This is a genomic window from Terriglobus roseus (assembly GCF_900102185.1).
GTDB lineage: Bacteria > Acidobacteriota > Terriglobia > Terriglobales > Acidobacteriaceae > Terriglobus > Terriglobus roseus_A.
Window position 1 is genome coordinate 3281788 of sequence record NZ_LT629690.1, and the last position, 26370, is coordinate 3308157.

Annotated in this window: 24 protein-coding genes and 2 tRNA genes; 13 read left to right on the forward strand and 13 right to left on the reverse strand. The window is 58.0% G+C overall.

Going from position 1 to position 26370, the window contains the following annotated elements; genetic code table 11:
* Positions 1-744 carry a 3-deoxy-manno-octulosonate cytidylyltransferase gene (gene kdsB / locus BLT38_RS13725; protein WP_083347094.1) on the reverse strand — a complete coding sequence of 248 codons (744 nt, stop codon included), beginning with the start codon at positions 742-744 and terminating at the stop codon, positions 1-3.
* Positions 745-861: 117 nt separating this feature from the next.
* On the opposite strand from kdsB, the gene BLT38_RS13730 reads away from it, so the two are divergent.
* Positions 862-938 (forward strand) — tRNA-Met (locus tag BLT38_RS13730).
* A 13-nt stretch (positions 939-951) separates the two neighbouring features.
* Here BLT38_RS13730 and BLT38_RS13735 read toward each other — a convergent pair.
* Positions 952-2559, reverse strand: coding sequence for a TIGR03435 family protein (locus BLT38_RS13735; protein ID WP_083345691.1), 1608 nt, complete (start codon positions 2557-2559; stop codon positions 952-954).
* 157 nt (positions 2560-2716) lie between these two features.
* Here BLT38_RS13735 and BLT38_RS13740 point away from each other — a divergent pair, with 157 nt between their 5' ends.
* The gene (locus BLT38_RS13740; RefSeq protein WP_083345692.1) at positions 2717-3673 is read left to right on the forward strand and encodes a TIGR00730 family Rossman fold protein; all 957 of its coding nucleotides are present in this window, start codon (positions 2717-2719) and stop codon (positions 3671-3673) included.
* Between the two features lie 96 nt (positions 3674-3769).
* Here the strand turns inward: BLT38_RS13740 and BLT38_RS13745 are convergent, their stop codons facing one another.
* Together BLT38_RS13745 and BLT38_RS13750 are read right to left on the reverse strand one after the other, a co-directional pair.
* Complete coding sequence (locus BLT38_RS13745) at positions 3770-4681, reverse strand: alpha/beta fold hydrolase (protein WP_083345693.1); 912 nt, start codon at positions 4679-4681, stop codon at positions 3770-3772.
* 59 nt (positions 4682-4740) lie between these two features.
* Positions 4741-5259, reverse strand: coding sequence for a hypothetical protein (locus BLT38_RS13750; RefSeq protein WP_083345694.1), 519 nt, complete (start codon positions 5257-5259; stop codon positions 4741-4743).
* Between the two features lie 45 nt (positions 5260-5304).
* Here BLT38_RS13750 and BLT38_RS13755 point away from each other — a divergent pair, with 45 nt between their 5' ends.
* On the forward strand, positions 5305-6510 hold the full coding sequence (locus BLT38_RS13755) for a glycosyltransferase (protein ID WP_083347095.1): 1206 nt from the start codon (positions 5305-5307) through the stop codon (positions 6508-6510).
* Here the strand turns inward: BLT38_RS13755 and BLT38_RS13760 are convergent.
* Positions 6485-7603, reverse strand: a complete 1119-nt coding sequence (locus tag BLT38_RS13760) for a hypothetical protein (protein ID WP_156785133.1) — start codon at positions 7601-7603, stop codon at positions 6485-6487. The genes BLT38_RS13755 and BLT38_RS13760 overlap by 26 nt on opposite strands.
* 68 nt (positions 7604-7671) lie before the next feature.
* Here BLT38_RS13760 and BLT38_RS13765 point away from each other — a divergent pair, with 68 nt between their 5' ends.
* Positions 7672-9624 (forward strand): ABC-F family ATP-binding cassette domain-containing protein, encoded by a 1953-nt coding sequence (locus BLT38_RS13765; protein WP_083345696.1) that lies wholly within the window; start codon positions 7672-7674, stop codon positions 9622-9624.
* On the opposite strand, the gene BLT38_RS13770 is transcribed toward BLT38_RS13765, so the two are convergent.
* Positions 9621-11426, reverse strand: coding sequence for a TonB-dependent receptor plug domain-containing protein (locus BLT38_RS13770; protein WP_083345697.1), 1806 nt, complete (start codon positions 11424-11426; stop codon positions 9621-9623). The genes BLT38_RS13765 and BLT38_RS13770 overlap by 4 nt on opposite strands.
* A gap of 49 nt (positions 11427-11475) precedes the next feature.
* Between BLT38_RS13770 and BLT38_RS13775 the strand changes: the two genes are divergently transcribed.
* The 4 genes from BLT38_RS13775 (at position 11476) to gluQRS (ending at position 17234) form a co-directional block, all read left to right on the forward strand.
* Positions 11476-12477 carry a CPBP family intramembrane glutamic endopeptidase gene (locus tag BLT38_RS13775; protein ID WP_083345698.1) on the forward strand — a complete coding sequence of 334 codons (1002 nt, stop codon included), beginning with the start codon at positions 11476-11478 and terminating at the stop codon, positions 12475-12477.
* A gap of 37 nt (positions 12478-12514) precedes the next feature.
* Entirely contained in the window at positions 12515-15313 is a 2799-nt protein-coding gene (locus BLT38_RS13780) for a phosphoenolpyruvate carboxylase (protein WP_083345699.1), read from the forward strand.
* Between the two features lie 121 nt (positions 15314-15434).
* Positions 15435-16328: a hypothetical protein gene (locus BLT38_RS13785; protein WP_083345700.1), complete on the forward strand. Its 894-nt coding sequence runs from the start codon at positions 15435-15437 to the stop codon at positions 16326-16328.
* 57 nt (positions 16329-16385) lie between these two features.
* On the forward strand, positions 16386-17234 hold the full coding sequence (gluQRS, locus tag BLT38_RS13790; protein ID WP_083345701.1) for a tRNA glutamyl-Q(34) synthetase GluQRS: 849 nt from the start codon (positions 16386-16388) through the stop codon (positions 17232-17234).
* A gap of 43 nt (positions 17235-17277) precedes the next feature.
* On the opposite strand, the gene BLT38_RS13795 is transcribed toward gluQRS, so the two are convergent.
* Positions 17278-17354: transfer RNA gene (locus tag BLT38_RS13795), tRNA-Pro, on the reverse strand.
* A 216-nt stretch (positions 17355-17570) separates the two neighbouring features.
* Between BLT38_RS13795 and BLT38_RS13800 the strand changes: the two genes are divergently transcribed.
* Together BLT38_RS13800 and msrB are read left to right on the forward strand one after the other, a co-directional pair.
* The gene (locus BLT38_RS13800; RefSeq protein WP_083347096.1) at positions 17571-17969 is read left to right on the forward strand and encodes a Rid family detoxifying hydrolase; all 399 of its coding nucleotides are present in this window, start codon (positions 17571-17573) and stop codon (positions 17967-17969) included.
* A gap of 73 nt (positions 17970-18042) precedes the next feature.
* A complete protein-coding gene (gene msrB, locus BLT38_RS13805) occupies positions 18043-18480 on the forward strand; it encodes a peptide-methionine (R)-S-oxide reductase MsrB (RefSeq protein WP_083345702.1) in 438 nt (145 codons plus the stop codon).
* A gap of 56 nt (positions 18481-18536) precedes the next feature.
* Here msrB and BLT38_RS13810 read toward each other — a convergent pair whose 3' ends face one another.
* Together BLT38_RS13810 and BLT38_RS13815 are read right to left on the reverse strand one after the other, a co-directional pair.
* Positions 18537-18911 carry a hypothetical protein gene (locus BLT38_RS13810; protein ID WP_083345703.1) on the reverse strand — a complete coding sequence of 125 codons (375 nt, stop codon included), beginning with the start codon at positions 18909-18911 and terminating at the stop codon, positions 18537-18539.
* Positions 18911-19384, reverse strand: coding sequence for a DinB family protein (locus BLT38_RS13815; protein WP_047489893.1), 474 nt, complete (start codon positions 19382-19384; stop codon positions 18911-18913). Before BLT38_RS13815 ends, BLT38_RS13810 begins: the two co-directional genes overlap by 1 nt.
* A 33-nt stretch (positions 19385-19417) precedes the next feature.
* On the opposite strand from BLT38_RS13815, the gene BLT38_RS13820 reads away from it, so the two are divergent.
* Positions 19418-20701, forward strand: coding sequence for an ArnT family glycosyltransferase (locus BLT38_RS13820; protein ID WP_231966498.1), 1284 nt, complete (start codon positions 19418-19420; stop codon positions 20699-20701).
* 73 nt (positions 20702-20774) lie between these two features.
* Here BLT38_RS13820 and BLT38_RS13825 read toward each other — a convergent pair whose 3' ends face one another.
* Positions 20775-21242 carry a GatB/YqeY domain-containing protein gene (locus BLT38_RS13825; protein ID WP_083345704.1) on the reverse strand — a complete coding sequence of 156 codons (468 nt, stop codon included), beginning with the start codon at positions 21240-21242 and terminating at the stop codon, positions 20775-20777.
* 98 nt (positions 21243-21340) lie between these two features.
* On the opposite strand from BLT38_RS13825, the gene BLT38_RS13830 reads away from it, so the two are divergent.
* On the forward strand, positions 21341-22516 hold the full coding sequence (locus BLT38_RS13830; protein WP_083345705.1) for a pyridoxal-phosphate-dependent aminotransferase family protein: 1176 nt from the start codon (positions 21341-21343) through the stop codon (positions 22514-22516).
* A 74-nt stretch (positions 22517-22590) separates the two neighbouring features.
* Here BLT38_RS13830 and BLT38_RS13835 read toward each other — a convergent pair whose 3' ends face one another.
* Both BLT38_RS13835 and BLT38_RS13840 read right to left on the reverse strand, forming a co-directional pair.
* Complete coding sequence (locus tag BLT38_RS13835) at positions 22591-23523, reverse strand: peptidoglycan-binding protein (protein ID WP_083345706.1); 933 nt, start codon at positions 23521-23523, stop codon at positions 22591-22593.
* Between the two features lie 110 nt (positions 23524-23633).
* Positions 23634-24443 carry a hypothetical protein gene (locus BLT38_RS13840; protein ID WP_156785134.1) on the reverse strand — a complete coding sequence of 270 codons (810 nt, stop codon included), beginning with the start codon at positions 24441-24443 and terminating at the stop codon, positions 23634-23636.
* Positions 24444-24604: 161 nt separating this feature from the next.
* On the opposite strand from BLT38_RS13840, the gene BLT38_RS13845 reads away from it, so the two are divergent.
* Complete coding sequence (locus BLT38_RS13845; protein ID WP_172838282.1) at positions 24605-25549, forward strand: DUF2076 domain-containing protein; 945 nt, start codon at positions 24605-24607, stop codon at positions 25547-25549.
* Between the two features lie 48 nt (positions 25550-25597).
* Here the strand turns inward: BLT38_RS13845 and BLT38_RS13850 are convergent, their stop codons facing one another.
* A complete protein-coding gene (locus tag BLT38_RS13850; protein WP_156785135.1) occupies positions 25598-26350 on the reverse strand; it encodes a hypothetical protein in 753 nt (250 codons plus the stop codon).
* Positions 26351-26370: the final 20 nt, after the last annotated feature.

The window sequence follows — 26370 nt, forward strand, 5'->3', positions numbered from 1 at the left end:
TTAAGCCCCGAAACGCTCCTGTAGCAGCGCTTCCACGCGCGCCACGTCTGCTTCGGTATCCACGCCCACCGTATCGAACTCCACGGCTTCCACATACAGCGCCAGCCCGTTCTCCAGCAGCCGCAACTGTTCCAGCCGCTCCGTCTGCTCCAAAGGACTCGCCGCCAGCGTGCCGAAGCGCAACAACGCATCGCGTCGATACGCATACAGTCCCAGATGCTTCCAGTAGGTAGCCTTCCCTGCACCATCGCGGTCGTAGGGGATGGTGGCACGCGAAAAATACAGAGCGCGACCGTCAGTGGCGTGCACCACCTTCACCGCATTCGGATTATGAACATTCTCCGGGGCGCAAAGCGTCTTCACCGTGCTGCATTCGACATGCATACCGCGCGAGAACGGCCGCAACAACGCGTCAATGTGTTCCGGCTTCAGCAGCGGTTCATCACCCTGAATATTCACGTAGATGTCCGCCTCACGCTCCAGCGCCACAGCGCGCATGCGGTCTGTTCCGCTGGGCAGCGCGGCGTCCGTCATCTGCCACTGCCATCCATGCGCCTGGCAGAGCGCCCCAACCTCCTCAGAATCCGTCGCCACGACGACTTCCTGCAGTTGCGGACACCGTTGCGCCGCCTCCACCACCCACTGCAGCATGGGTTTACCCAATAACGGGCGCAGCACCTTACCGGGGAGGCGCGTGGAAGCAAGGCGTGCGGGAATCACTCCCAAAATGCGTGTTTCACTCATGCGTGCAATCATCCGGACGACGGCAATTTGAGCCGAAGCCCGACTTCCAGTAAACTACATCGAGTGCCTAGTGCGCGGCTCCCCGCCGCCTTAACCGCAAGGTACGTCCCACACCATGGCGGTGTAGCTCAGATGGTTAGAGCGACGGACTCATAACCCGTAGGTCACTGGTTCGATTCCAGTCACCGCCACCACTTTCTGTACATCTCAATTCGCCGTCGGCGTCTCTTCCACGTGGTCGATCACAAGCACCTGTACTGGTCGCTTCGTCTTCACCATCTTCAGGCCCAACTGGCTATGCATCGCCTCATCTAGAGTCACCGCGCCATCCGGATCGCTGGACACAGGCTGTCCCGGTGCAGGAGGCGGCTTCAGCACAGTCAGGCTCGCCGAACTCCACGCCATCGTCAGGTCGTACCGTCCCGTCAGCCCCGTGGCATCCACAGGCAGCGTGTACACGTAGCCCGTCGCAAACTCTGCCAGTTGCGCTGCCAGTTCTCTCATAGACACGTTCTGGCAGGTAAACAGTGCCGTCAGCATCGGGTTCGCCTGCCTCGGGTCCTTGCCATCCGGTCCCGGCCCCTCCTTGCAGTGCGTCCGCGACGTTGGATCAGCAGCCTTCAACTTCGGATGGTCCGCATAGATGGTGTACGCCTCAATGGGTCGCTCCTCCATATGCACCTTCATGTTGAAGCGCTCCATCAGCAATTGCTGCAGCATCAGCCGCAGTTCGCGATCTTCAATCTGCGGCGGTAGCTGTCCTGCAACAGGTTCAGGCATTGCAGCCTTCGCCACAATGTCAAACTTGTCGGTCTCGATCCACGCAGGCATGTTCACAATCATCTGCGGATCATTCGGGTTAAAGTCCCATGCATACGTGAGCAAAAACTTGATCGGAATCATCGACAGAGTCATCTGCCCATTACGAATCATGCCGCCCGGCTTAGAATTCGGCCCGCTCGGCTTAATCGTCGACACCTCAAACTGAGGCATTGGTAACGGCGGCAATTCCTTCGCAACTGCAGGCGAGTTTGGTGTTGGGGTCTCGCTCGCACGATCCACAATCCACACCGGTCGTGGCGCCGTCTTCCGTTCCAGCATCAACCCCAGGTCATTCTGTACGGAATTGAAGATCGAAACAGCCTCAGCGCCAGCCTTCGCCCTCTGCCGCATATCCGTCCACTTGATCGTAAACTCCCACTTCCCTTCCAGCCTTGTCTGGTTCAGCACAGGGTCAGGCAGGTAGTTGTTCGCTACCTGCGCCAGCAACGTTGCAATCTCATCCGCGCTGAAGCCGCTGCACGAAATCACATTCAGCGGGGCACCACCCGCCATCTCTTGTCCATTTTGCGGCTTACAATTGCGCTCTGCATCCTCGGGGCTCTGCTTCATCTTCGTCTTGCCACCGGGAGCCGTCAGCACATACGCCGGCAAGGGTGCTTCGCCCTTGTGCATCACCAATCCAAATCGCTCTGCCAGTAGCGACTGCAGCATCAGCTTCTGGTCCGCTTCAGATGTCTTTGGATCGGCCTTCGCCACAACATCAAAACGCCGCATCTCAAGCCAGCTCGGCCCCCCCTGCACCATCTCCGGCTTCACGCCATAGGCCAGCGCAATGATGTCCACCAGTGTGGACTGCCGCAAGTTATAGCGGTCTCCATGCATCGGTCCGCCAACGGAGTACACCTGTCGTGCATACGGGCTGTCATGCACATCCGCAATCACAAACGAAGGTTTCGTGGCAGGCTTTTCCTGCGCCAACGCCACAGCACTCACGACACAGAACATTCCCAGGACAGAAAGCAAACGCTTCATCCAAACGCCCACCGATTCACAAGAAGTGACCTGCTACAGCAAACCATGCATTGGAACGTGATGCGACCAGCCTATACCGTTGCTGCATAGACGCAGCCACATCAGTTTCGTCGTGCACTCGCCGCCGATTCCTATTTTGGTGCATCCTACTGAGTGCATGACGAACCTTCCCGTTCCCGAAACCCTGCTGGATCAGGCACCGCTGGCCTATGAAAATGACGATTTCCTGAAAACCCCGGACGCGCGCATCTTCCGCATCCTGGCGGAATACCAGGAGCCCATGACGCGTTTTCGCCGCGAGCGCATTCAAGACACAGTGGTGTTCTTCGGCTCAGCGCGGTTCGCTGCGCTGGACGTGGCGAACCATGAGATGGAGCTGTTGGCGAACTCTTATTCCAACAATCCTGCACCGCCTGAGGAACAGCCTGACAGTTCGCCGGAGGCAAGCGATCTACAACGCAAGCGCGCCGAAACCGCCATTGAAATGGCGCGCTATTACGAAGACGCGCGCAAACTCGCCTACTTGCTCACGGAATGGTCAAAAGATCTTCCCGGTCGACGTCATCGCTTTGTGGTGTGCAGCGGAGGCGGCCCCGGCATCATGGAAGCTGCCAATCGCGGCGCATACGAGGCAGGTGGCAAGACCATCGGCCTGAACATCGCTCTGCCCTTTGAGCAGCGGCCTAATCCGTACATCACGCCGGCGCTCAACTTCCAGTTCCATTACTTTTTCATGCGCAAGTTCTGGTTCGCGTATCTGGCGAAAGCGCTCGTTGTCTTCCCCGGCGGCTTTGGCACGCTCGACGAAATGTTTGAACTGCTGACATTGGCACAGACGCACAAGATGGCGAAGGAACTAACCATCATCATCTATGGTCGTTCGTACTGGAGCGGCGTCATTAACCTGGAATTGCTTGCAGAGAAGGGTGCTATCTCCGTCGGCGACACAGATCTCTTTCGCTTTGCCGATACGCCCGAAGAGGCTTTCGCCATTTTGCAGGAAGGTCTGCAAAAGTACTGCCCGACATGCGGTCCGGACGAACGAGTTCCGGACACCCCGGCACCGAGCGCACAGGAATTGCTAGGACCAGACATCTCTGCCACACGTTCCTAAATTCTTGCGTCGTGATTTCGAGCAAAAACATCAGCGGCATTGCATAACAGCAATGCCGCTTTCATTCACGAATGACATTGAGTCGAAATAGCGACTCTATTTCGTACTCAGAAAGTCTTCGACGACCTTCACAAACCGTTGCGGCTGCTCCAGCGAAGGTATGTGCCCACTCTCATCAATGGTGACCAGCTTCGCCTGCGGTATCGCCTTTGCGAAAGCCTGTCCTGTTGCAATTGGCACAAGGGTGTCCTGCGCGCCCCACACCACCAAGGTGGGAATCGTAATGGTGGAAGCCTTCTCGCCCAATGCCTCTCCACGCACTGCAGGATTGCCGGTGAACGCACTCGTCGCCATCGCGTCATCGGCCGCCAGCTTCGTGATGAAACGACGCCGTGCAACCTCTTCCGTGATCAACGACTTGTTATAGAAGACCGCTCGCAGTCCTGTAACGACATCGCCGACGGTGCTCACTGAAAAGTGAACACCCGCGTTTGAAGAAAGCACGTTCTCTGGAACAGAAAAGCCAACAGCATCTTCCAGGATCAATCGGGTTGGCTTCGGCAACGTACTTCCAGAAGTTAACGACTGTTGCGCATAAGCGGCAGCAGTCCATCCACCCAGTGATTCGCCAAGCAAATCAAAATGCGTAATGCCCTGGGTACGCAGAAACTCCGCAAGAAACTCCACATACGTCTGCACGCGATATGCAATCAGCGGCTTCGCGCTTTGTCCTGCGCCAATTTGATCCATCGCAATCACGCGATAGTGTTTCGCCAACAACGGAAGCGACGGGCCGAAGTCCACATCAGCCTGTGAACCATAACCATGCAACAGGACCAGCACCGGCTCACCAGCCTTAGCAGTACCCATGTCGTAATAGGCAATCTCTTGTCCGAAGACACGCGTGTGTTTTTGTGCGGGAAGCGGATGGCCGAAGATATCGGCGTTCTGTGCAAGGGCTGCGGAAGATGCGAGGAGGCAGGCTGCGAGGCAGAGTAGTGTCTTCATTATGTTTAGTGGCCGCCTTCATCCGAAGGTCGTCCCTCTTGCATTGAGATTACACCCTATTAACGTTGCAACGGTGTAAACAGAAACTGCCCAATCAGCTTCGGAGCCAACAAAAGATCGCGTGCAAACGAACGCTGTTCACCAATCACAAACGCTCCGCGGCGCATTGCAAACCAGTTAAATCCTGATGCAAACGACGCGAAGATAAACGAAGCAATCAGCCCCGTACGCACATGCTGCGTTCCCATGGCGCGATGCACCAATGCCTGCGCTGTCAATAGTATCGATGGAATCCCCAGCCACACCACGAACGCCGTATTCCTTACTGGCTCTGCGTGGCGGAGTCGCTGTAGCGCTGCACCCGCCACACCTGCTGCGAACGTTCCGTAAATAAACTCCGTCATCACAGCTCTTGCTGCAGCATGGTGCGTGCCGTGAAGATTTGCGAAAAGGAAAAATAAACTACGCAGAATTGCAGAGAAGGATGCGGCCTTCCAGTTCCATCCGCGCAGTAGCCGCAGCGGATGGCGCAACATCTCTGTCAATACACGATGAAGCGGAACGGGATCGTTCGACATAAATGTGCAAACAGTCTCTCATGCAGAAGTGCTATGGTGTCGTGCATGGGGACTGCGCCGCGCGTTGCGTTCTTTCCGGATTCGTTCCACGAGGTAAACGGTGTCGCGCATACCGCGCGCAACTTTACCGCGTATGCAAAACGCCATAGCCTTCCCATGCTGTGCATCCGAGCTGGCGCTCCCGGTGTTCGCGGCAAAGTAAATCTGAATACAAACGGCTCCGTTACTGAAGTTGATCTGCCGCGTAGCGCTTTCAGCATTGCGATGGAAAAGGATCTTAGCTTCGATCCAACATTCAGTCGTTATGCCGTCACCATCAGCAGAGAGTTGGATCGTTTTAACCCTGATCTAATTCACATCACGGGCCCCAGTGAACTCGGCATCTTCGGCGCGTACTTCGCATGGCGCAGAAACATTCCATTGGCAGCAAGCTGGCATACCAATGTTCACGAATATGCAGGCCGCCGGAGCGCCCCGCTAGCCAAGTTACTAACGGACGCACCGCAATGGATCGAATCGGGCGCGCTCCACGCAACATCACGCTTCTATCGGCTGGCAAAGGTGCTTTACGCGCCCAACGAAGAACTGTGTACATTACTGGAAAGCAAGACGCAGCGCACATGCCACGTGATGCGGCGTGGTGTAGACACGGAACTCTTTTCCCCCACGCGAAGAACACGCCACCTCGATAGCGATGAACTGATCTTTGGTTACGTAGGTAGGCTTTCCATCGAGAAGAATGTCGCCCTTCTTCCCCTTCTTCAACAGGCACTCGACGCCGCAGGAATCAATGCACGCTTCTGCATCATCGGGCACGGCGGTGAAGAAGCGGCTCTCCGGCAAGCGTTGCCAAACGCAGATTTCGTTGGCGTATTACGCGGCGAAGCACTCGCAACGGCTTACGCCAACATGGATCTATTCGCCTTCCCATCTGAGACCGATACCTTCGGCAACGTGGTACTGGAAGCACTGGCCAGCGGCGTTCCGGCTGCTGTCACAGATGGTGGTGGTCCAAAGTTCATTGTGACCAACGAAAGCACCGGCATCGTTCGCCCAACATCTGAGTGGATCGAAGGGATCGTAGAGCTCACGAAAGATCGCGAACGTCTTCGCGCTATGGGAGAAGCCGCTCGCGCCTATGCTACAGGTTGTTCGTGGGATGCCATCTTCGATGCCGTCGTCGCAGAATATCCGCGAACTGCCCCGGCAATACAACCAATGAAACTTAGTGCAGAATCTCCGCAACGATAGCGGAACCCGGCGGCAGTGATCCGATCTCAACGTTGATGGCACCCATGCCACGATCGGATCGCATCAGCGGGCGCAGATACACATTGCGAAACCCATTCGATGCCAAAGCCGACGTTAGTAGCAAGTTTGCCGGCGTCGTGCCATCGTTCGCTGCAAGTAGCAACGATCCACGACCTCCCTTTGATCGCAGAATCCAAACTCGAAGTGAAGGCTGTGCCGTTGTCAGGACAACAACACTTCCGTCACGCACCACCGCGTGCGTATTTCGAAACGCAAGCACCTGCTGCACCGATTTCCGCGCCATATCCGACGTGAGTAAACGACTATCCAGTATCGGCGATCCCGACGCCAGCAGCAGCGGGAACAGACTTCTCACATAAGGAACAGCCGCCGGAAAATTCGCAGCAGCAGCAGCATCTGCTTTTTCATCGCCAACCGGCATAGCGGGAATCTCAACAGCATTCACTTCGCCCGGATGACGTATGCCACTCTCAGTGTCCTGCGGCGAAAGAATGTGCAACGTAATGGGATCACCAGACGCTGCACCACGCCTGCGTGCAGCAGAGGTCACAGCCTGCGCTTCCTGTCCCGCGGTTCGTGCGAGCAGAATGCGATGCCCCGGGTAATGATCCAGCGATGCGCGCAATTGCCTAGCTGCATCCATATCGCCGGCACCAAGTGTCCCCAGATCGATTCCAGCCACGCCACGGCTCATCCAGAAACGAACCTCGCCAGCATTGCTGGCCGCACGCTGCAGCGGGATGTGCAGCAGCAGATGCATCCGCCGCGCAGACATCTCACGCAGCAACGCATCCAGCTCCTCTTCCGTGCCAAATCGTTCCGCAAAGGGCTGTTTTGCCGTCGGCTCCAGATCTGGCAACAGGATGCTGTCCGCACCAACATCACTCATGCTGTCCAGCATCTTCGCCGCATCGGCAAACGTCACATCCTTCGCGCAACGGATCATCGACGCGTGCAGCCACCACACCTCAGGCGTAATCCCATTGCCGCGCCATCCCGCATGCGCCAATTGCTGCGCACGCGCACCCGTAGCCACCAGCAACGATCCCACGACGAATTCGCGACGACTCACCATCGCCTTCCATAGTAAGGCGAATCCACGGAAATCATCATACCCGCGCCATTTGCGACAATAGACATATGTTGCATCTCGCCGACGGAGCCAAGCGCTTTGACCACAAGCTGTTATTTGAAGGGGCCAACTGGCTCATCACACCGGACGAACGTACCGGTCTCGTCGGTGGTAACGGCACCGGAAAATCGACGTTGCTGAAAATCCTCGCAGGCATCGAGCATCTGGATCACGGCCAGCTCAATCGCAGCAAAGGTCTCACCATCGGCTACCTTCCGCAGGACGGCCTCGCGCTACGCGGACGCACGGTGTTCGACGAATGCCTCAGCGTCTTCAAGGCCGCGCAGGACATGGAACACGAGATGGGTGAACTCAGTGACAAGCTCGCGCACTTCGACCCCGCCAGCGCGGAATATGAAATTGCCGCCGACCGCTTCTCCGTAGTCAGCGAAACATTGCAGGCGCTTGACCTCTACAACCTGGACGCGCAAGTGGGCGCAGTTCTCGGCGGACTCGGCTTTCAAAAAGAAGACTGGCGTCGCGACTGCGGCGAATTTTCCGGCGGATGGCAGATGCGCATCGCGCTCGCCAAACTGCTGCTGGAAAAACCATCGCTCCTACTGATGGACGAACCCACAAACCATCTCGATCTGGAAAGCCGCAACTGGCTTGAAGAGTATTTGAAGTCATACCCAAGGGCCTTCATCCTCATCTCGCACGACCGTTATTTCCTCGACGTCACCGTGAACAAAATCACGGAAGTGTGGAACAAGCGCGTGTGGTTCTACACCGGCGGCTACGAAAAATACGTGAAGCAGAAGACAGAACGGCGCGAACAACTCGCGCGCGACTATGCTTCACAGCGAGAACGCATCGAGCAACTCGAAGCCTTCATCGGCCGCTTCCGTTACCAGGCCACGAAAGCCAAGCAGGTGCAGAGCCGCATCAAGGAACTAGAAAAGATCGAGCGCATCGAAGTTCCCGAAGACGAAGAGACCATCCACTTCACCTTCCCGCAACCGCCCGCATCGGGTCGAATTGTGTGCGAGGTCAGCGGTCTCTCCAAGCGCTACGAGCCAAAGCAGATTCTCAGCAACGTGAATTTCACCATCGAACGCGGTGATCGCATTGCACTTGTAGGCCCGAACGGCGCGGGTAAATCCACGCTCATCCGCATGTTGAGCAAACTGGAAGAACCCACTGCCGGCGATGTCCGCTACGGCCATAATGTCCTCGCTGACTACTTCGCCCAGGATCAGTACAAGGTGCTTGATCCGCAGGCAAAGATGCTCGAAGACATTAGCGCTGCTGCGCCAAAGATTCCTACAGTGGAACTGCGCAGCCTGCTCGGCGCATTTCTCTTTACCGGCGACGATGTTTTCAAACAACTCGGCGTACTCAGCGGTGGCGAACGCAATCGTTACGCACTGGCGCGCATGCTCGTCTCGCCTGCAAACTTCATTCTGTTGGACGAACCCACAAACCATCTCGACCTGCGCGCGAAGGACGTGTTGCTCGAAGCCATCCGCAACTTCACAGGCACAGTGCTGTTCGTCTCACACGACCGTTACTTCATCGACGGCCTCGCCACACGCGTCTTCGAGTGCGAACACGGTGGCGTTCAGGTGTATCCCGGCAACTACGAAGACTATCTTTGGCGCAAGAATGGCGGTCCGGAACAGATGCAAGCCGCTGCCGTCGAAATGCAGAAGGCACACATCCCCGTCATCGAAACACCGCCACCACCGCCTCCTCCTGCAACACCCGCTTCGAACGTCAAAAAGCTAAATCCAATCAAGCTGAAACAGATGCAGGATCGCGTGCGGTTCGCAGAAGAAGAGATGCCGCGACTGGAAGACCGCATGACGGCTATCGAAACCGCGATGGGCAACTTCGTGTCCGCAGAAGAGTCGCAGCGTCAAACTGCCGAACTTGCAGAGATCCGCAAGCAACATGAAGAACTCATGCTGGAGTGGGAAGACCTCTCTACGCAACTGGAAGAACAAGGCGCAGCCGTCTAGCGCCGCGACAGCGAAATCTCGATGCCTGCAAGAATGCCTCGCCCCGGCATGCGGATGCTTTGAATCTCCGCATAGCCGGTGTTGTACAAGTTCGTTCCTTGCACATACGGACGCACCATGCCGCGATCGCGTGATACTGCAAAATCCACAGTGCTGTAAGGCGTTTGCCCCACACGCTGCGTCACTGTGAATGCTGGCCGCAACGCGACCTGCGAACTCGCATGAAGCCACGCCTCCACGCGCGCGCGATTCGTGGGGAACTGAAACACAAGCTGCGACTGCTGCCCTTGCAAGACATCCTGCGAACCAAAGATGGCAGTCCAGTTCACCTTCAGTTGTTGGTCGCCCTGCAACCGCATTTGCACAGATGTTTCAATGCCCGTTAGACGCACCTCGGCAAGATTCTTGGCCTGCCACTTATCCGCAACAGAGCGGCGCACATAATCAATCGCGTTTTGCTGACGCGCGTAGAAACCGGTCACCGATGCAGCAACGCGTGTCGACGGATACCAATCCACACCACCATCAAAATTCCACGCCGTCTCCGGCTTCAGCGAAGGATTACTGATCGTCGTTGGATCGTTGTAATAAAGATTGGTGTAAGTCGGCAGACGGAAACCATAGCCCGCACTGCCGCGCAGCTTCCATACGTTATGCAGCAAAAAGCTCGCAGCAAACGAAGGCGCAGACACCACACGCCCGCCGCTCAAAATCTCTTCACGCAATCCGATGGAAAAATTCGCGGCTCCACGATGCAGATCCGCATCGGCATACAGTGACGTACGATTGCGCCCATGCTGCCCCAGGCTATTGCTTCGAATGCTGTCAGTGTTCTCTTCCGTGCCCACAAACAGTTTTCCCGCACGCCCTAATGTGACGGTCTGCCGCAACGCCCCCTGCCAACTGGCGTCGACATGATTGTTCGCGTAATACGCCGGATTCGTTCGAGTCAAAATGTAATTATCCGCATGCCTCCGATACGCAACGGCAGCGGTAGTCTTCTCACGGAAAGCCTGCGTGAATCCAACAAACCAACCCTTGGTTCGTTCCCACGAGTTGTAGTTTCCATAGAACTGGTTCGCGCCAAACGAGCGATCACTTCCAGCCAGCAGCAGATCCGATTCGCCCAGCGATGACGTCGTGCGGCCTTCTGCACTCGCGCTTTCACTTCGGTAGTCGCGGCCCGGGATGAAGCCGGTTGAGAAATCGCGCTCCCCTGCAACAACAAGACTTCTCATCTGATTCGCAAGAGCACCCGTCACTGCCTGCTCATTTCCGCCAAAGCTTCCGCCACCCGCGCGCAGTCGCAGCGAACTCTCCCGCGGTTTCCACGTACTCACATGCACGACACCTGCAAGCGCATCCGCACCGTATAACGTGGACCCCGAACCATGCAGCACGGCGAGCCCGCCAACTGCCTGCTGCGGCACTGGCACATCCAGGTTGAAGTGCGAGGCCTGCGCATCATTGATGCGAAACCCATTCAGCAGCACCAGCGTTTGTTCAAACGTGCCGCCACGAATGCTCACGTCAGACTGAACGCCCATGGCGCCGCGCTGCTGAATGTCCACCGACGAATCAGAACGAAGTCCATCCGCAATTTCCTGCAACGAAAGCGACATCGGCTGCGTATCAATTACCTGAACGGAGCGCGCGGTCTGTCCCAGTGCAACGGGCTCAGCCTCACCCACAACGGTAACGGTCTGCTGAATATCCTGCGGCTGCTTTTGTTGACCAAAGCAAGAGCCGAACAACGCAAGAACAGGAAGCACATCAAAAGAGCGGCGTAAACGGACAATCATTCCATGCTGAGTGTAGCTGGGGTAAGGTGAAGAACACAGGGGACTATCTATGCAGGACGAAGAAACGAGCAACCCACCGCAGCACATTCTACGGCGCATCTTCTTTGCGGAAGACGGCCTGCGCGCGATCTGGTCCATCGTGTTGTTCCTTGGCCTCACCTTTGCGCTCGTAAGGGGCGTTCTCGAGCTGTTCCGCAGTTTCCTCCATCAACAGCAGCTTGTATTGAAAAACACGGGAGAACTTCCCGCCGGCTTTTCACTGTTGATCGACGGTGTCGTTTTCGCAGTAGCAGCACTTGTTGCCTTCTTGATCTCGCGCCTTGAGAAGCGTGACTTTGGAAAGTACGGCATCGATGCACTGCGGCCACATCGCATCCGGCAGTTTGCTGCAGGGATTGCAGTTGGCATAGGCACCATGTGCCTACTGATGCTGGCCTTGAAAGTGGCAGGTGTCGTGGTCTTCAACGGCATGCTTCTGCATGGAGCAGAGATTGTGAAATGGGGCGCCCTATGGGCTCTGGCATTTCTTGTCGTGGGGCTCACTGAGGAATATCTCATGCGCGGCTTCCTGCAATTTCAACTGGCGCGTGGCGTTGCAGCCATCGCTTCGCGCATGGGCCACCGCGAAGCCCTCTGCAAACGTATCGGCTTCTGGGTCGCAGCCGGATTCTTCTCGCTACTGTTCGGCCTCCTGCACGGCAACAATCCCGGTGAATCGCCCATCGGCCTGCTGAGCGCCGGCCTCATCGGTCTTGTCCTGGCATACAGCCTGTGGCGCACAGGATCGCTGTGGTGGGCAGTCGGTTACCATGCCGCCTGGGACTGGACGCAATCGTTCGTATGGGGAGTCGCGGACAGCGGCGGCGTCTCTCAGCATCGCCTGTTGCTCACCCATTCCCAGGGTCCGTTGCTGCTCAGCGGTGGCCTTACGGGGCCAGAGGGCAGCATTCTCGTGCTGGCAATCATCCTTCTCGTCACGGCTATCGTGGCCCTCACATTGAAGCCTGAACCGGGTTCTCCCGCGGCGGAATCGAACGTGCCGTCCGTCTGACTTGCTGCAAAGGCAATCTCACTGGTCTACTAGGCACATGGCCGGGTTGTGGCAGGCAAGAAATTGGAGTGAGCGGCTTGCCGAGTTGCAGGCCGCTGAGACGGAGTTGAAAGAAGCTCCGCTGCGTCGTGACGTGCGTTCGCTGGGCACACTGCTGGGCGAAGTATTGCGCGAACAGGTGGGTGACGACCTGTTTGAACAGGTGGAGACGCTGCGTCGTCTGGCCACCGAGCGCCGCGAGGCAGAGTTCCAGGGCGACACCGCCAAAGCGAAATCCGCTCTGCAACAGGCACTGTTGCTGGTGCATCAGCTTCCCGTCGATCGTGCCTATCAGCTTGCCCGCGCCTTTGGTTTTTACTTCGAACTGATCAACCTTGCAGAAACCAACCATCGCAAGCGTCGCCGTCTGGCCGGTGGATTGAATCCCAATGCCGAACCGCAGCGCGGAAGCCTGCAGGGCACGCTGCGCCGTATGCGCAAAGCAGGCTACACGGCAGACGAAGCGCTCGCATTCCTGCAAGCGGTCTGCATCACTCCTGTCTTCACAGCGCACCCAACGGAAGTCGCGCGTCGCTCCGTCATCTCCAAGCGCCGCCGCATCGCCACATTGCTGGAAGAACTCGATCAGATTCCGCAGACCGCTGAAGCCATTGCACAGCGCGAAGATTCACTCATGGCAGAGATCACCGGCCTGTGGCAGACAGACGATGTCCGTCTCCAACGCCCTGCCGTGACCGACGAAGTGCGCATGGGGCTGGATTACTTCCACGACAGCATCTTTGAAACACTGCCCCTGCTTTACGGCGAAGTCGCAAACGCGCTGCGCCACGAATATGGCCTCGATCTGGCGCTGACGGAACTACCAACGCTGGTCAATTTCGGCTCATGGATCGGTGGGGATCGCGATGGCAATCCCTTCGTCACACCCGAAGTGACGCAGGAAGCACTCGCCATGTCGCGCGAGGTCGTCTGGGAGCACTATCGTAAGCGCCTCATCGCGGCGGCACAGCGGATCTCTTCCTCAACACAGCAGGCCGCAGCAAATCCGGCGCTGGAAGCAGCAGCAAACGAATATCTTTCGCAGATGCCCGGTGTTGCAGCCGAGCTTCGCGAACGTTTCCTGTGCGAACATCTTCGCCTCATGTTGACGTGCATGATGCTGCGCATGGGCGACACCACCACGATCGTGCGCGACGAGCACGAAGCGCTTCCGCCCTATCGCAACACAGAAGAATTCCTGCGCGACCTTCAACTCATCCGTGATTCGCTCACGGACAACCGCGGCCTGCGCATTGCGGAAGAGATCATCGATCCTCTGATCGTTGAATCCCGCACTTATGGTCTTCACTTGCAAACGCTCGACATCCGCCAGCACGCTAAGGTGCATTCCGCGGCAGTGAAGGAACTCAGCGCATGGTGCGAAGATGGCTCGCTTCCGCCTGCGCCATCGCCCATGACTGCGGAGGTCATTGACACCTTCCGCACCGTCGCCACCGTCAAGCGCGACGATGATCCCATGAGCATCCGTCAATACATCATCAGCGGAGCCACCTCTGCCGACGACGTGTTGAAGACACTATGGCTCGCACGCCTCGGCGGTGTGACCGCAGAAAAATCAGAGCACGATCCCGGCCTGCTCATCGCGCCGCTTTTCGAGAGCATCGAAGATCTGGAAAACGCGCCAGCCATCTGCCGTCAGTTGTGGACCAGCGAAGCCTATGCGCCATTGCTGGAAAGCTGGGGACGCAAGCAGGAAGTCATGCTGGGCTACTCCGACTCCAACAAGGACGGCGGCATGATCGCCTCCACTTGGAGCATCTGGAAAGCACATCGCGCCCTTTACGAAGTAGCACGCGATTGCAATGTAGACCTGCGCCTCTTCCATGGCCGCGGTGGCACCGTAGGACGCGGTGGCGGCCCCACGCATCGCGCCATCTACGCGCAACCCTTGAACAGCTTCAATGGCGAACTGCGCATCACCGAGCAGGGCGAAGTACTCAACTTCAAGTACAGCGACGTAGTGCTCGCTGAACGCAGCCTGGAACTGATGATCGCCGCATCGCTCGACGCTTTGGCTCGCCCTGACAGCAAGGCCTGCGGCGGATGCAGTGCGCACCTTACCGGTGTCGCATTGCCTGAGTGGGAACAGGCGATGGATTCTTTGTCCGCCTGGTCGTTCGAACAATACCGTCAGGACATCCTCGACAACCCGGACACGTTCGATTACTTCCAGCAGGCAACACCCGTTGCCGAGTTAGAACACGCACGCATTGGATCGCGTCCCGCCAAGCGCACAGGCAAACGCTCTCTTGCAGATCTTCGCGCCATCCCCTGGGTCTTCGGATGGATGCAATCACGCCACACAGTTCCCGCATGGTACGGAGTAGGTTTCGCACTGGAACGCTTCACACGCGAACACAGCGATGGACTGGAACAGTTGCAGCGCATGATGAAGGAGTTTCCTCTCTTCCTCGACATGATGCGCAACGTGGAATCAGCCCTCGCCAAGAGCGATTTCGGCATCGCCGAACTCTACGCATCACTGGTCAAAGACCAGGAGCTTCGCGATCGTGTCTTTCCCATGTTGAAAGAAGAGTTCGATCGCACGCGTGCGATGCTTCTGTTAATTACTCAGCAGGCCGACCTTCTATCAGGCAACCCCGTACTCGCTCGTTCCATCCGTCTACGCAATCCCTACGTGGATCCCATGAGCTGGATCCAGGTAGAGCTTCTACGCCGCAAACAGGCTGGCACAGACCAGCCGGAAGATGCATTGAATCGCGCCATTACCGGAACCATTAACGGTATCTCCGCAGGCTTGCGTAACACTGGCTGATATTTCCCCTCTGGGGAGATTCGCCGGGAATGCACAGTAATTAATACGGTGAAGTAGTTCCACAAATTATTGATTCAACCAGCTGTGAGTGAACGACTGTCTCACGGCTCAGGAGGCCCCTGTGAATCTTGTCCAGCGCTTCGGCCTGGTGTTCTGCTCTTCACTTCTTGTTCCCGTTTTGAATATCGCGGCGCAAGGATATCCTGCACATTCTTTCATTCCCGCTATCTCTAACGTTTCCGGCAACCCTTTCTCCGCAAATACACAAAATCAGCAGAGCGGTGGCACCCTTTCCGTTACGCCCTACAGTGAATCAAAGGTAAAAGACACCTACATCCCCTCTTCGGAGCTATGGAAGCATCCGGGCCTCGGGCTCGCTGTAGGCATCAATGGCATTGGCCTGGAAATCGCTGAGCCAGTGGCGCAGCACTTCAACGTCCGCGCAGGTGGCGGATACTTCCGCTTTGATGAATCCTTCACCAGCGACGGCGCTCAGGTAGAGGCCGGCATGAAACTCGGTGGCGGCCACATCGGCCTGGACTACTTCCCGTGGAGTCATCACGGCTTTCACATCAGCCCGCAGATGTACTTCGGCGTGCAGACATCGGCAGATGTAACCGTAATCGTGCCTCCCGGCCAGACCATCAGCCTCAGCGGTGGCGATTACGCCTCAAGCGCCGCTGATCCACTCCACGGTTCAGCTACTGTGACGGTGCGAAACGTAGCACCGGGCCTAACCATTGGCTACGGCAATCTGGCCCCACGACGACTTGGTTCTCACTGGTCCTTCCCAGTGGAACTCGGCTTCTACTACATCGGTCAACCAGACCTGATCATCAACTTTTCCGGCACCGCCTGCGACACAACACAACCTCCCTCGATTGGCTGTCAGAAAGTGGATAAAGACATCGACTTCCAAAAAGATCTGGCCCGTTTTACCTCGCGCCAGAACCACAACCTAAGCTACGCATCGTTCTTCCCGGTTCTCTCTTTCGGGTTCGGATATCGTTTCTAACAAAACTCTGTGGATGAACTAAAGGGCTGCCATGCGCAGCCCTTTTATTCTGGATGCATGATCGGAACGCCCTATCGTGGCAGACTCGCGCCTTCGCCCACAGGGCTCCTCCATCTCGGCCACGCACGCACATTCCTTATTGCTGCGGAACGTGCCGGCGGCGGAACGCTGATCCTGCGCAACGACGACCTCGACACGCAACGTTCCCGTCCAGAATTCGCTCAAGCCATGTTGGAAGATCTCGCATGGCTCGGCATCCGCTGGACAGAAGGCCCACAGCCAGACGGAACGGAGCCGGGCAACTTCGGCCCGTACGCGCAAAGCCTGCGCGGCTCCCTCTACACGGCAGCCTTCCAGCAACTTAGCGAAGCCGGTTTCCTGTATCCCTGCATCTGTTCCCGCAAAGACCTCCTCTCGGCCCCGCACGCACCGCACGCGGAAGACGAAGACGAGCCGCTCTACCCCGGCACCTGCCGCGAAAGAAACCCTGAGTCAGACGAACCATCCGCATGGCGATTCCGCGTCACCGACGGCGAAGAAGTCAGCTTCTACGACGCCCTGCTCGGCCCTCAAACCTTCATCGCCGGGCGCGACTTCGGAGACTTCGTCGTCATGCGTCGCGACGGCGTTCCCAGCTATCAACTCGCCTGCGTCGCCGACGACGCAGTCATGCAGATCACCGAAGTCGTCCGCGGCCGCGACCTTCTCCGCTCCACCGCGCGGCAAATCCTGCTCCTCCGCGCCCTCGGCCATTCCATCCCCGCCTACGCTCACGTGGAACTCATGCGCAATGAACGCGGTGAACGTCTGGCCAAGCGCGACGCCGCACGCAGTCTACGCTACCTGCGCGAATCCGGCCTGACGCCCCAGGAAGTCCGCAAAATGGCTATAGAAGAGATCGAATAAACAGCAGAAAGGGCTACCCGAAGGTAGCCCTTTCACAAAAAGATGGTCGGGGAGAGAGGATTCGAACCTCCGACCCCCTGGTCCCGAACCAGGTGCTCTACCAGGCTGAGCCACTCCCCGATGCAAGGTGGATCGGTTGGCACAAGGAGCCGAGGGGCCTGATCGCCTCAGCAGCCAACTTGCCTAGTGTAACAGAGTTTCGCCGCCTAAACCGGCTGCAGGGCAAAAGGCGCCGACATGCTGTCGCTCCCCTTCCAATTGCGTTGGAATGACCACGTTACTGCTTCTTCATACATCTTTTCGGTCTACGTTTACCGTGCCGGATATCATCGATGCATGACAAAGACAGCCATCTCTTCGACCGACGCTCCTGCAGCCATTGGCCCATACTCCCAGGCGATTCGCTCGGGCGATTTCCTCTTCGCCTCCGGACAGGTTGGATTCGACCCCGTAACCGGTTTGGTCGTCGAAGGCGGCACGCCCGCGCAGACGGAACGCGTACTCGCGAACATTGAAGCCCTGCTCACCGCTGCCGGACTTGGCTTTGCCGATGTCGTCAAAACCACCGTCTTTCTGAAGAACATGGAAGACTTCGCCATCATGAACGCAGCCTACGCCAAGCGGTTCGCTCCAGAGGGCGCCACGCCGCCTGCGCGCTCCACCATTGAAGTGGCTCGCCTGCCCAAGGACGCACTGGTCGAGATCGAAATCGTCGCACGATTCCCAACAAACTAGCGCCTCTGTCCGGGGGAGCCGCCATGGTTCGTGAGCACCCCCAACAGCGTCTAATACAACGGGAGAAGACCTCATGACAGAAAATCTGAAAGCTGATGCCACCGTTTCTCGCGGACCTCGCGTACAGAAGACGGAGGCAGAGTGGCGGCAGCTCCTGACCCCGGAACAGTTTCACGTTCTGCGCGAGAAGGGCACAGAACGCGCCTTCACCGGCGCGCTCGTTGACAATCACAAGGACGGCATCTACCACTGCGGTGCCTGCGATGCTCCACTCTTCAAGAGCGACACTAAGTTCGACAGCGGCTCCGGCTGGCCCAGCTTCTTTGAGCCGGTTTCGCCGACCGCCATTGAAGCGATTGAAGACAACAGCCACGGCATGCGTCGCGTGGAAGTCGTCTGCGCCAACTGCGGTTCTCACCTGGGACACGTCTTCCCAGACGGCCCCAACCCCACGGGCCTGCGTTACTGCATTAACTCTGCATCGCTGAACTTCGACGAAAACGCGAAGTAACTCGTCGCTGCTCACAAAGAAGAAGGCCGGCTTGAGCCGGCCTTTTCCCTTTGCCATCAGGGGCAATGACGTTTCATCAGCCGCTTGCTCAGAGCCACCGTCTTGTCATCATCGGCGGGTTCCTGATCCTCGTCGGTCACACGCCCCGTCCGCAGATGCACGGTATACGTCCCAACTTCCTCTACGCTCTGCCCTGGCTGTCTCGCCGTCACGCGCACTCTCACCGTGTCGCCAACGGCTTCCACCACCGCAGGCGTCAGCGTTGCGTGCAGGTTGTCATGAAACGCGCGAGCGTTCGGCGTGAACATCGCAAGCTGTTTTGCATCGGCCGTCGTCAGAACCGCCGGGCAGCCAAACGAGAACGCGGACATCGGCAACAGAAATGCGACTGCCCCAGAACACCGCATAGCACGATTGAAAAACACAGCCATCAGCGCCCAAATAGCTCCTTCAACCTGACAATGTGGTTGCGGTCATGGCCCGCAATCATCTCCAGCAACTCCGACAGCGGAAACGTCCCGCGCTCCGGATGCGTCAACAGGTTCCCAAACTCTTCGGATGCAACCGTGTTCAACACGGCCAGATTCCACTCACGCAGCGTAAGAAACGTCCGCAGGCTAAGCTCCGCCGAATACGCCGCATAACGCTCCGCCCACACATCCTGATCAAACGGAGCGACGGCAGCACCAGGCTTTTCCAGCGTGTGGCGAATACGCCAAGCCCAAACCAATTCGCAGTCCGCCAGATGCGCCAGGATCTCGCGCACACTCCATTTGCCGGGCGCGGTCGGCGCATCCATCTGTCCCGTCGTCATGCCGCTAAGCAGCGATTGCAACTCCGCAGGCGTGGACTTCATGATCTCCGCCGCGTCGCGGCCTTCAAGGTAACTCGCATAGGGGTTCATGCGAACACTGTATCGCGCGTTAAGGTAATTGAGGTGACCGAACTGCAATCCGAAGCCCAAGCCAATAACCGCCGCGCCCTCTGGCAGATCTTCACTGCCGCCTTCGTCGTGCGCGTGCTGTACATCCTGCTGGCGCACACCTTCAAAGTGCGCCCCAGCGACGACCACTTCGAATTTGGCTGGGAGATGGGACGCATCGGCCGCTCCCTAGCCACCGGCCACGGCTACAGCGATCCCTTCACGGGGCACACCGGTCCCACTGCATGGGTTCCACCCGGTTACACACTGCTGGTCGGCGGTGTCTTCCGTATTTTCGGTGTTTACTCGAAGCTCTCAGCCTTCGTTCTACTCACCTTCAATTCCCTGCTCTCTGCGTTAACTGCCGTCTTCTGTTACGAGATCGGCCTACGCTGCTTCAATCGCCGTGTCGCACTGTGGAGCGGCTGGCTCTGGGCACTCTATCCCGCAGCCATGCAATACGCCGTCCGCTGGATCTGGGAGATGACGGCCACCACCTGCATCTTCACCGCGCTACTCGTCCTCATGCTGCGCATGCGCGGCATCGGCGACGACCAACGATCTGAACCGACATGGCAACAGTGGGCCGCCTTCGGCCTGCTCTGGGGCGTACTCGCCATGGTCAACCCGTCGCCCCTGATCATGCTGCCGGTGACAGCGCTCTACATTCTCTTTGCTCCGCAATGGCAAACCAAACGCCTTGCCCACGCAGCGTTGGCGGGCGTTCTATTTCTGGCCGTGATCGCCCCATGGACCGCACGCAACTACGCCGTGTTCCACCGCTTCATTCCCCTGCGTGACAACTTCGGAGCGGAAAACTACCAGGGCAACTCCGACTGGTCGACCGGCTTCCCCTGGGGCCGCACCGTACCTCTGGAAAATCATCAGATCCTCGCCGAATACGCACGCATGGGCGAACCCGCATGGGCCGCCGATCGCGCAGCGAAGGCCAACACATGGATCAAGGCGCACCCGGCCCGCTTCGTAAAACTGAGCATGAAACGCGCATGGATGTACTGGATGGGCGTACCCAAAAGCGTGGAAGAAGCAGGCGTCCTCGAATACTTCCGCCTGATGAGCTTCCAGTTCCTCTCGCTCTGCGGAATCCTCGGTGCAGCGCTCGCAGTATGGCGCAAGAAACCCGCGGCATGGGTCTTCCTATCCGCGTTCCTGCTGCTCCCTCTGCCCTACTACCTGGTCACGGTACAGGCCCGCTTCCGCCACACGCTGGAACCACTCATCTGCATCCTCGGCGTCTACCTCTTCCAAAGCGCAGGACGACGCAAAACCACAACATAGATTGCCCGAAAACAAATGCCCACATCTCAAAGAGATGTGGGCACACGCGTAGCGTCGAGAACGGTACGAAGTACTACTTCGCCAGTTCTTCCTTCACAATCGAGCTCACCAGCTTGTTATCCACGTGCAAGCCATCGGCCATGATGCGCTGCTGCACCACGCGCATGGCAGGCCCCATATCCTTCGGCCCCGGCTTTGCGCCGTCATTGGCCATGGTGTGTAGCGCACCCTGCACCACTGCGCGAATCTCTTCTTCGCTGGCGGTCTTGGGCATGTACGCCTCAAGCATCTTGATCTCGTCCTGCTCTTTTTGAGCCAACTCCGGACGATTGCCCTTGGCAAACTGCTCCGCAGCATCCTTGCGCTGCTTCACCATGGTCTGCAACACGGCCAGTTCTTCGGATTCCGTCAGCGCCTCGCGCTTGTCGATCTCCTTGCTTTTCAACGCGGACTTCACCATGCGCAGCGTCTCGGTGCGAAAGCTGTCCCGTGCTTTCATCGCTTCAATGATGTCTTTGCCGATCTTTTCTCCGATAGCCATCGTTCCAAACCTTCTTTCAGCTTGAGTTTACCGCCGATAGTGACAAGAAATCGCGTCCGCTCCGGCTCCCCGTCCCGTCGAGTCGATAAACTAGAAGCATGATCCGCAAAACACGCCTGTTCACGCCCGGTCCGACGCCCCTGCTTCCAGCTGCACAGTTTGCCATGGCAGCTGCGGACATTCACCACCGCACGCCCGAGTTCCGCGCCCTGTATTCGCGCGTCCTCGCTCAGTTGAAGGACTTCGTCGGCACCAAGAACGACGTCATCATCCTGTCCTCGTCCGGCACCGGCGCAATGGAAGCGTCCGTCTCGAACCTGACCTCGCCCGGCGACCGCGTTCTGGTCCTCACCGCAGGTAAGTTCGGCGAGCGCTGGACGGCTCTTGCCAAGGCCTTCGGCTGCTCCGTCGATGTCATCAGCAAGCCCTACGGCCAGACCTTTGACCTGAACGAAGTCAAGGAAGCTCTCAAGCTGGAGACTCGCGCCGTGTTCATGCAGGCCAGCGAAACCAGCACCGGCACAAGCCACGACGTAGAAGGTGTTGCCAAGCTCCTGAAGGAAGTCAACAGTGAAGCGCTGCTCATCGTCGATGCCATCACCGGCCTCGGCACCACGCCGCTGGACATGGATGCATGGGGCGTTGACGTGCTCGTTGGTGGATCGCAGAAGGCAGTCATGATTCCCCCGGGACTCAGCTACCTCGCCGTCAGCGAACGCGCATGGGAGCGCATGGAAGGCACCTACAATCCGCGCTACTACTTCGACCTCCGCAAGGAGCGCAAGAACGCGAAGAACGGCGAAAGCGCATACACCCCTGCCGTTGCGCTCATCGCTGCTCTCGGAGCTGCTCTGGACTACATCGCAGCTCAGGCCGATGGCGATCTCGCTGCAGGCCGCGCCAAGCTCGTTGACAACGCGCAGGTCATCGCCAAGATGACACGCGAAGCCTGCGTTGCTCTCGGCTTCAAGCTCTTCTCCACCTCGCCGTCGCCTGCCGCCACTGCGGTACTCGCGCCGGAAGGCGTGGATTCGGGTGTGATCGTGAAGGCACTGAAGACGCGCTTCGGAGCCATCATCACCAACGGCCAGGGCGAAATGAAGGGCCAGCTCTTCCGCATCGCTCACCTCGGCTTCTTCGACTTCCTGGACACCATGGCTCTGCTTGCAGCATTGGAGCAGGTTGCAGTCACCGACCTGAAGCTGCCCAACGTTCAGTTCGGCACCGCGCTCATCCCGGCGCAGAAGGTCTTCGCTGAAGCTGCCGCAAAGTAATCGCAACCCAAACCAACAACGAAGGCCCTGCATGAGCAGGGCCTTCGTCGTTTAGAACGAATCAACTCGAGACATCACACCGCAAGCGCCGCAAAGGTAGCTGCATCCGCGACACCTGTTGCGGGCAAACCATGCGCCGTCTGGTAGGCCTGCAGAACCGTTGCAGTACCGCGTCCGAACACGCCATCTGCCTTGATCCCCGGCTGCGATGCCGATAGTCCAAGTTGCAGCAATCGCACATCCAGTCCCGTCAGCAGCGGGGCCTGCACCGACACGTTACGGCTTCCCGGAACAGGTCCGTCATAGCAGCCCTTGGGCATGGCATTCAAAGTCAACAGAGAGATTTCACTACCGCGCACCACCAGCGGCAATTCCAGCCCCCATTCGCCCAACTCAATCAGCCGCGAAAACGCATCCATGCGATACACCGTGGCGTTCAAGTCTTTCCTCGAACTTGTTGCCAACCAATTCCGCCGCGTTGCCACATATGCGGTAACCCAAGCCTGTTCACCAATCGTCGCAAATGCTCCCGCACTCGCCGTGGTCGTGTCGCGCATCTTCGCCCACGATCCGTGGATTGTGCTGTCGTAAACCACCCCAACACCCAGCGGCGTGGTGATGCCAACGGCATCGGCTGAGCGCGTCGCCGCCGCCCAGTACACAGCATCGAAAAAGGCGTCCTGCGTCTCGCGCATGATGTGGTCGTCCGCAGTGGCACGCAGAACATTCTGCAGATATTGCTCGTTATCCAGTGTCAGATCGATAGCATCAAACCGCGGCAGAAACGGCGCCAACTTCGATGCAAACTTTGCCCCGGGATTATCGCAATACTGATGTAGAAGTTTGCCCAGGTTGCCGGATGCAAGCGTCGTCTGTGAGCGGCCAAAGGTCAGGTGCCCTGTATCGCCTGGAATCACCACGACACTGCCATAGTCCCCAGTGACTGTGCCCGTCTCAAAGATATTCACGATCCCCTGGATCGTCTGCTTCTGCGTGGGTGTATTCATCGTTCTCTCCAGCGATACATGGGCAAAATAGCCCGCTGCTCTCGCGATAGAGAGCGCAGCGTCCTAACCGTAGAGGACACCGAATCTTGCGGCAAGCAATTTCTTTTCGATCAGTGCTTTTCCTGTAAGGCCTCAGCAGAATCCGCATTCACATCAAACAGGCGGCAGCCTTCCGTGATCTGGTGAAAGCGATAACTCGGGTGCATGAACAACCCAATACGCGCATCGCCTGACCCCCACACTTCCTGCACCAGCCAGACACCGTCATTACGCGGAGCCGTAATAATGTGCAGCAGAAAACCCTTATGAATATTGGCTAAAAGCCCACCCGCCAATTTCACATCGCGCACGCCATGCACATTCGTATCCTGCACATGGCCTGTCGCTTCATCCACCGCAACAGTACCTTCCATCGCCTGCACGGCCTTTTCAATCATGCCGCTGGCCTTCGCTTGAGGATTACCCACACCATCAAACAGAATCGTTGGACGGCCATTGATCATCACGCGGCGCTCGTTAGTTAGCTTAATTAACTTAACGATCTGTGCCTGCGAGATGCCCATCTCATTAGGCTTCCCAGCCTCAGCATCCTGAATCTGTTTCTTAACCTTGTCGATCTCTTTTTTGGCATCATGCTCACTCAGCGGCTTGCCGTTGTGCGTTACCGTCTGCGTAATCTGCCGTTGCTTCACGAAGAAGATCTCGCGCTCATCCGCGTCCACCTTCTTCTGGTTTCCCTTAGGGTCCAGTTCAATCGTCTCTGTGCGGATGCGGCACAGGTAGCGCTCGCGTTGCGCCTCGGTAGCCTTGTTCACTTCCAACGCCCGCGCACGCAGGCTCTCAATGTCGGGCAACGGCTTGTTCGTCTGGGAGGAAGCGGTTGTAGCCGCAAGCAGGACGAGGGGGAGGACTTTGCGCATGGAAATCATCATCGCATCCGTAAGACGCTACGAAACGAAAATGGAACCGCGAAATCAATCCGCGCGTACCCTGTCACTGGAAGGACAACTTTCCGCGGGCGTAAGCGTCCATTGGAATGGTTGCGGTGATCGGCGCTCAGTGCCCCACCGGAAAGGCAGCAATGACACAGCAGGAAGAGCAGCTTCTCAACGGCCTCATCGAACGTGTGAATTCCACCCAGCTTCAAACCAAGGACACCGACGCGGAACGCCTCCTCCAGACGCGTTTCGGCCAGAATCCCGACGCGCTCTACATCCTCTGCCAGACAGTCCTGGTGCAGCAGTTCGCCATGGAAAAATCGCAGACCGACCTGCAGGCCGCCCGCGAAGAAATCGATCGTCTTAAGCAGTCAGGCGGTGGTGAAAAGCACGGCAGCTTCCTCGGCAGCCTCTTTGGCCTCAACAAGGAAGAAGAGCCCCAGCAGGCGCCACAGCCGCCCGCGCAGTACAACAACCCAACCAGCGTTAGCGCAGGCAACGCCAGCTACGCGCCCGTCCGCAACGCTCCACCGGCCTACACACAGCCCACCGGCTACTATCCTCCCCAAGGCGTGCCGCAGGGTTACCCACCTCAGCAAGGCTATCCCCCACCACCACCTCCGCAGGCATACCCCGGCTACCCGCCGCAGGGTGGCTACTACGGTGGCGGTTACCCCGCGCCACCCATGGGCGGAGGCATGTTTGGCGGCGGTGGCGGCTTCCTCCAGGGAGCCATGCAGACCGCGGCAGGCGTCGTAGCAGGCGAGATGGCCTTCCGCGCGCTGGAAGACGTCTTCTCCAGCGGCCATGAACGCGGCTTCTCCGGCGGCGAAACGGTAAACAACTACTACGACAACTCCGGCGACCGCGACACCGGCGGCGGCTTCGGCGACCGCCTAGCCCAGGCCGACGGCTACGACGGCAACATCTCCTCTGACATCGAAGACCGTCGCGGCGACTCCCATGGCTTCTTCGACGGTGGCGACAACAGCGGCTCCGACGCCTTCGCCGACAGCAGCAGCAACTTCGACGACTCCAGCAGCTACGACGACGGCGGTGGCGACTTCGGCGGAAGCGACGACAACTAGTAAAGGATCAGGGCTGCATCCCGACCGGAATGCAGCCCTCCTAACTCTCTACTGCCGCTTCTTCTCCACAACGCTGTATCCCTCCGGTGGCCTGAACCACTTCGCCTCCGGCTCACTCGTCGTAATCTCAGTCGTCACAAATCTCTGCTCGCCTAAAGACGGCAACTGCACAATCGACACTAGGTTGAATCCAAGCTGCGCAGAATATTTCATCTCGCGGTAATACGACATCGTCTGCGAGTTTCCCATTGCGCCCGCCTGCACCGTGATCGTGTCGCGATACGCATGAACCGGCACGCCTTTAACCGCATCTGCGCCCAGATCCTCATGTTCCCGATACGCCCTGCCGCCTGAAACCGGCCCGGACTTTGTCATGGAAGGCGGTTCCTTCAGCGGCGGCGCCTCCTCATGTGGCCCCGACGTACACACATGCGTCCGAGCGTTGCACTCGTAATAGATGTTCGCAACGGGATCATCAATCTGGATATAGCTCATTTGAGAACGAGCGTTCGTACCCTTCGGCACCAACAGCCATCGCTCCATATAAATGCGGCCTTCGCTGTCGCGCTTAATGGGGCGCGAGTTCACGGCAGTCATCGTCCCACCGCTCAGCAGCGGACGCGTCCATTCCGTGGCAAGCTGCAGGCTAAACGGCGCGCCCTTCACGTTGGGCACATAGATGCTTTCCAGCACCTCCTGCCCACGCCCAAAGTAGCTAACGCCGCCATCCTCTTGCTGTGCACACGCAGGCACACACAGCACCAGAAAACTCACCGCGTAAACCCCGCCAAGCCATCTCATGGCCAGCCAGTGTACACGCG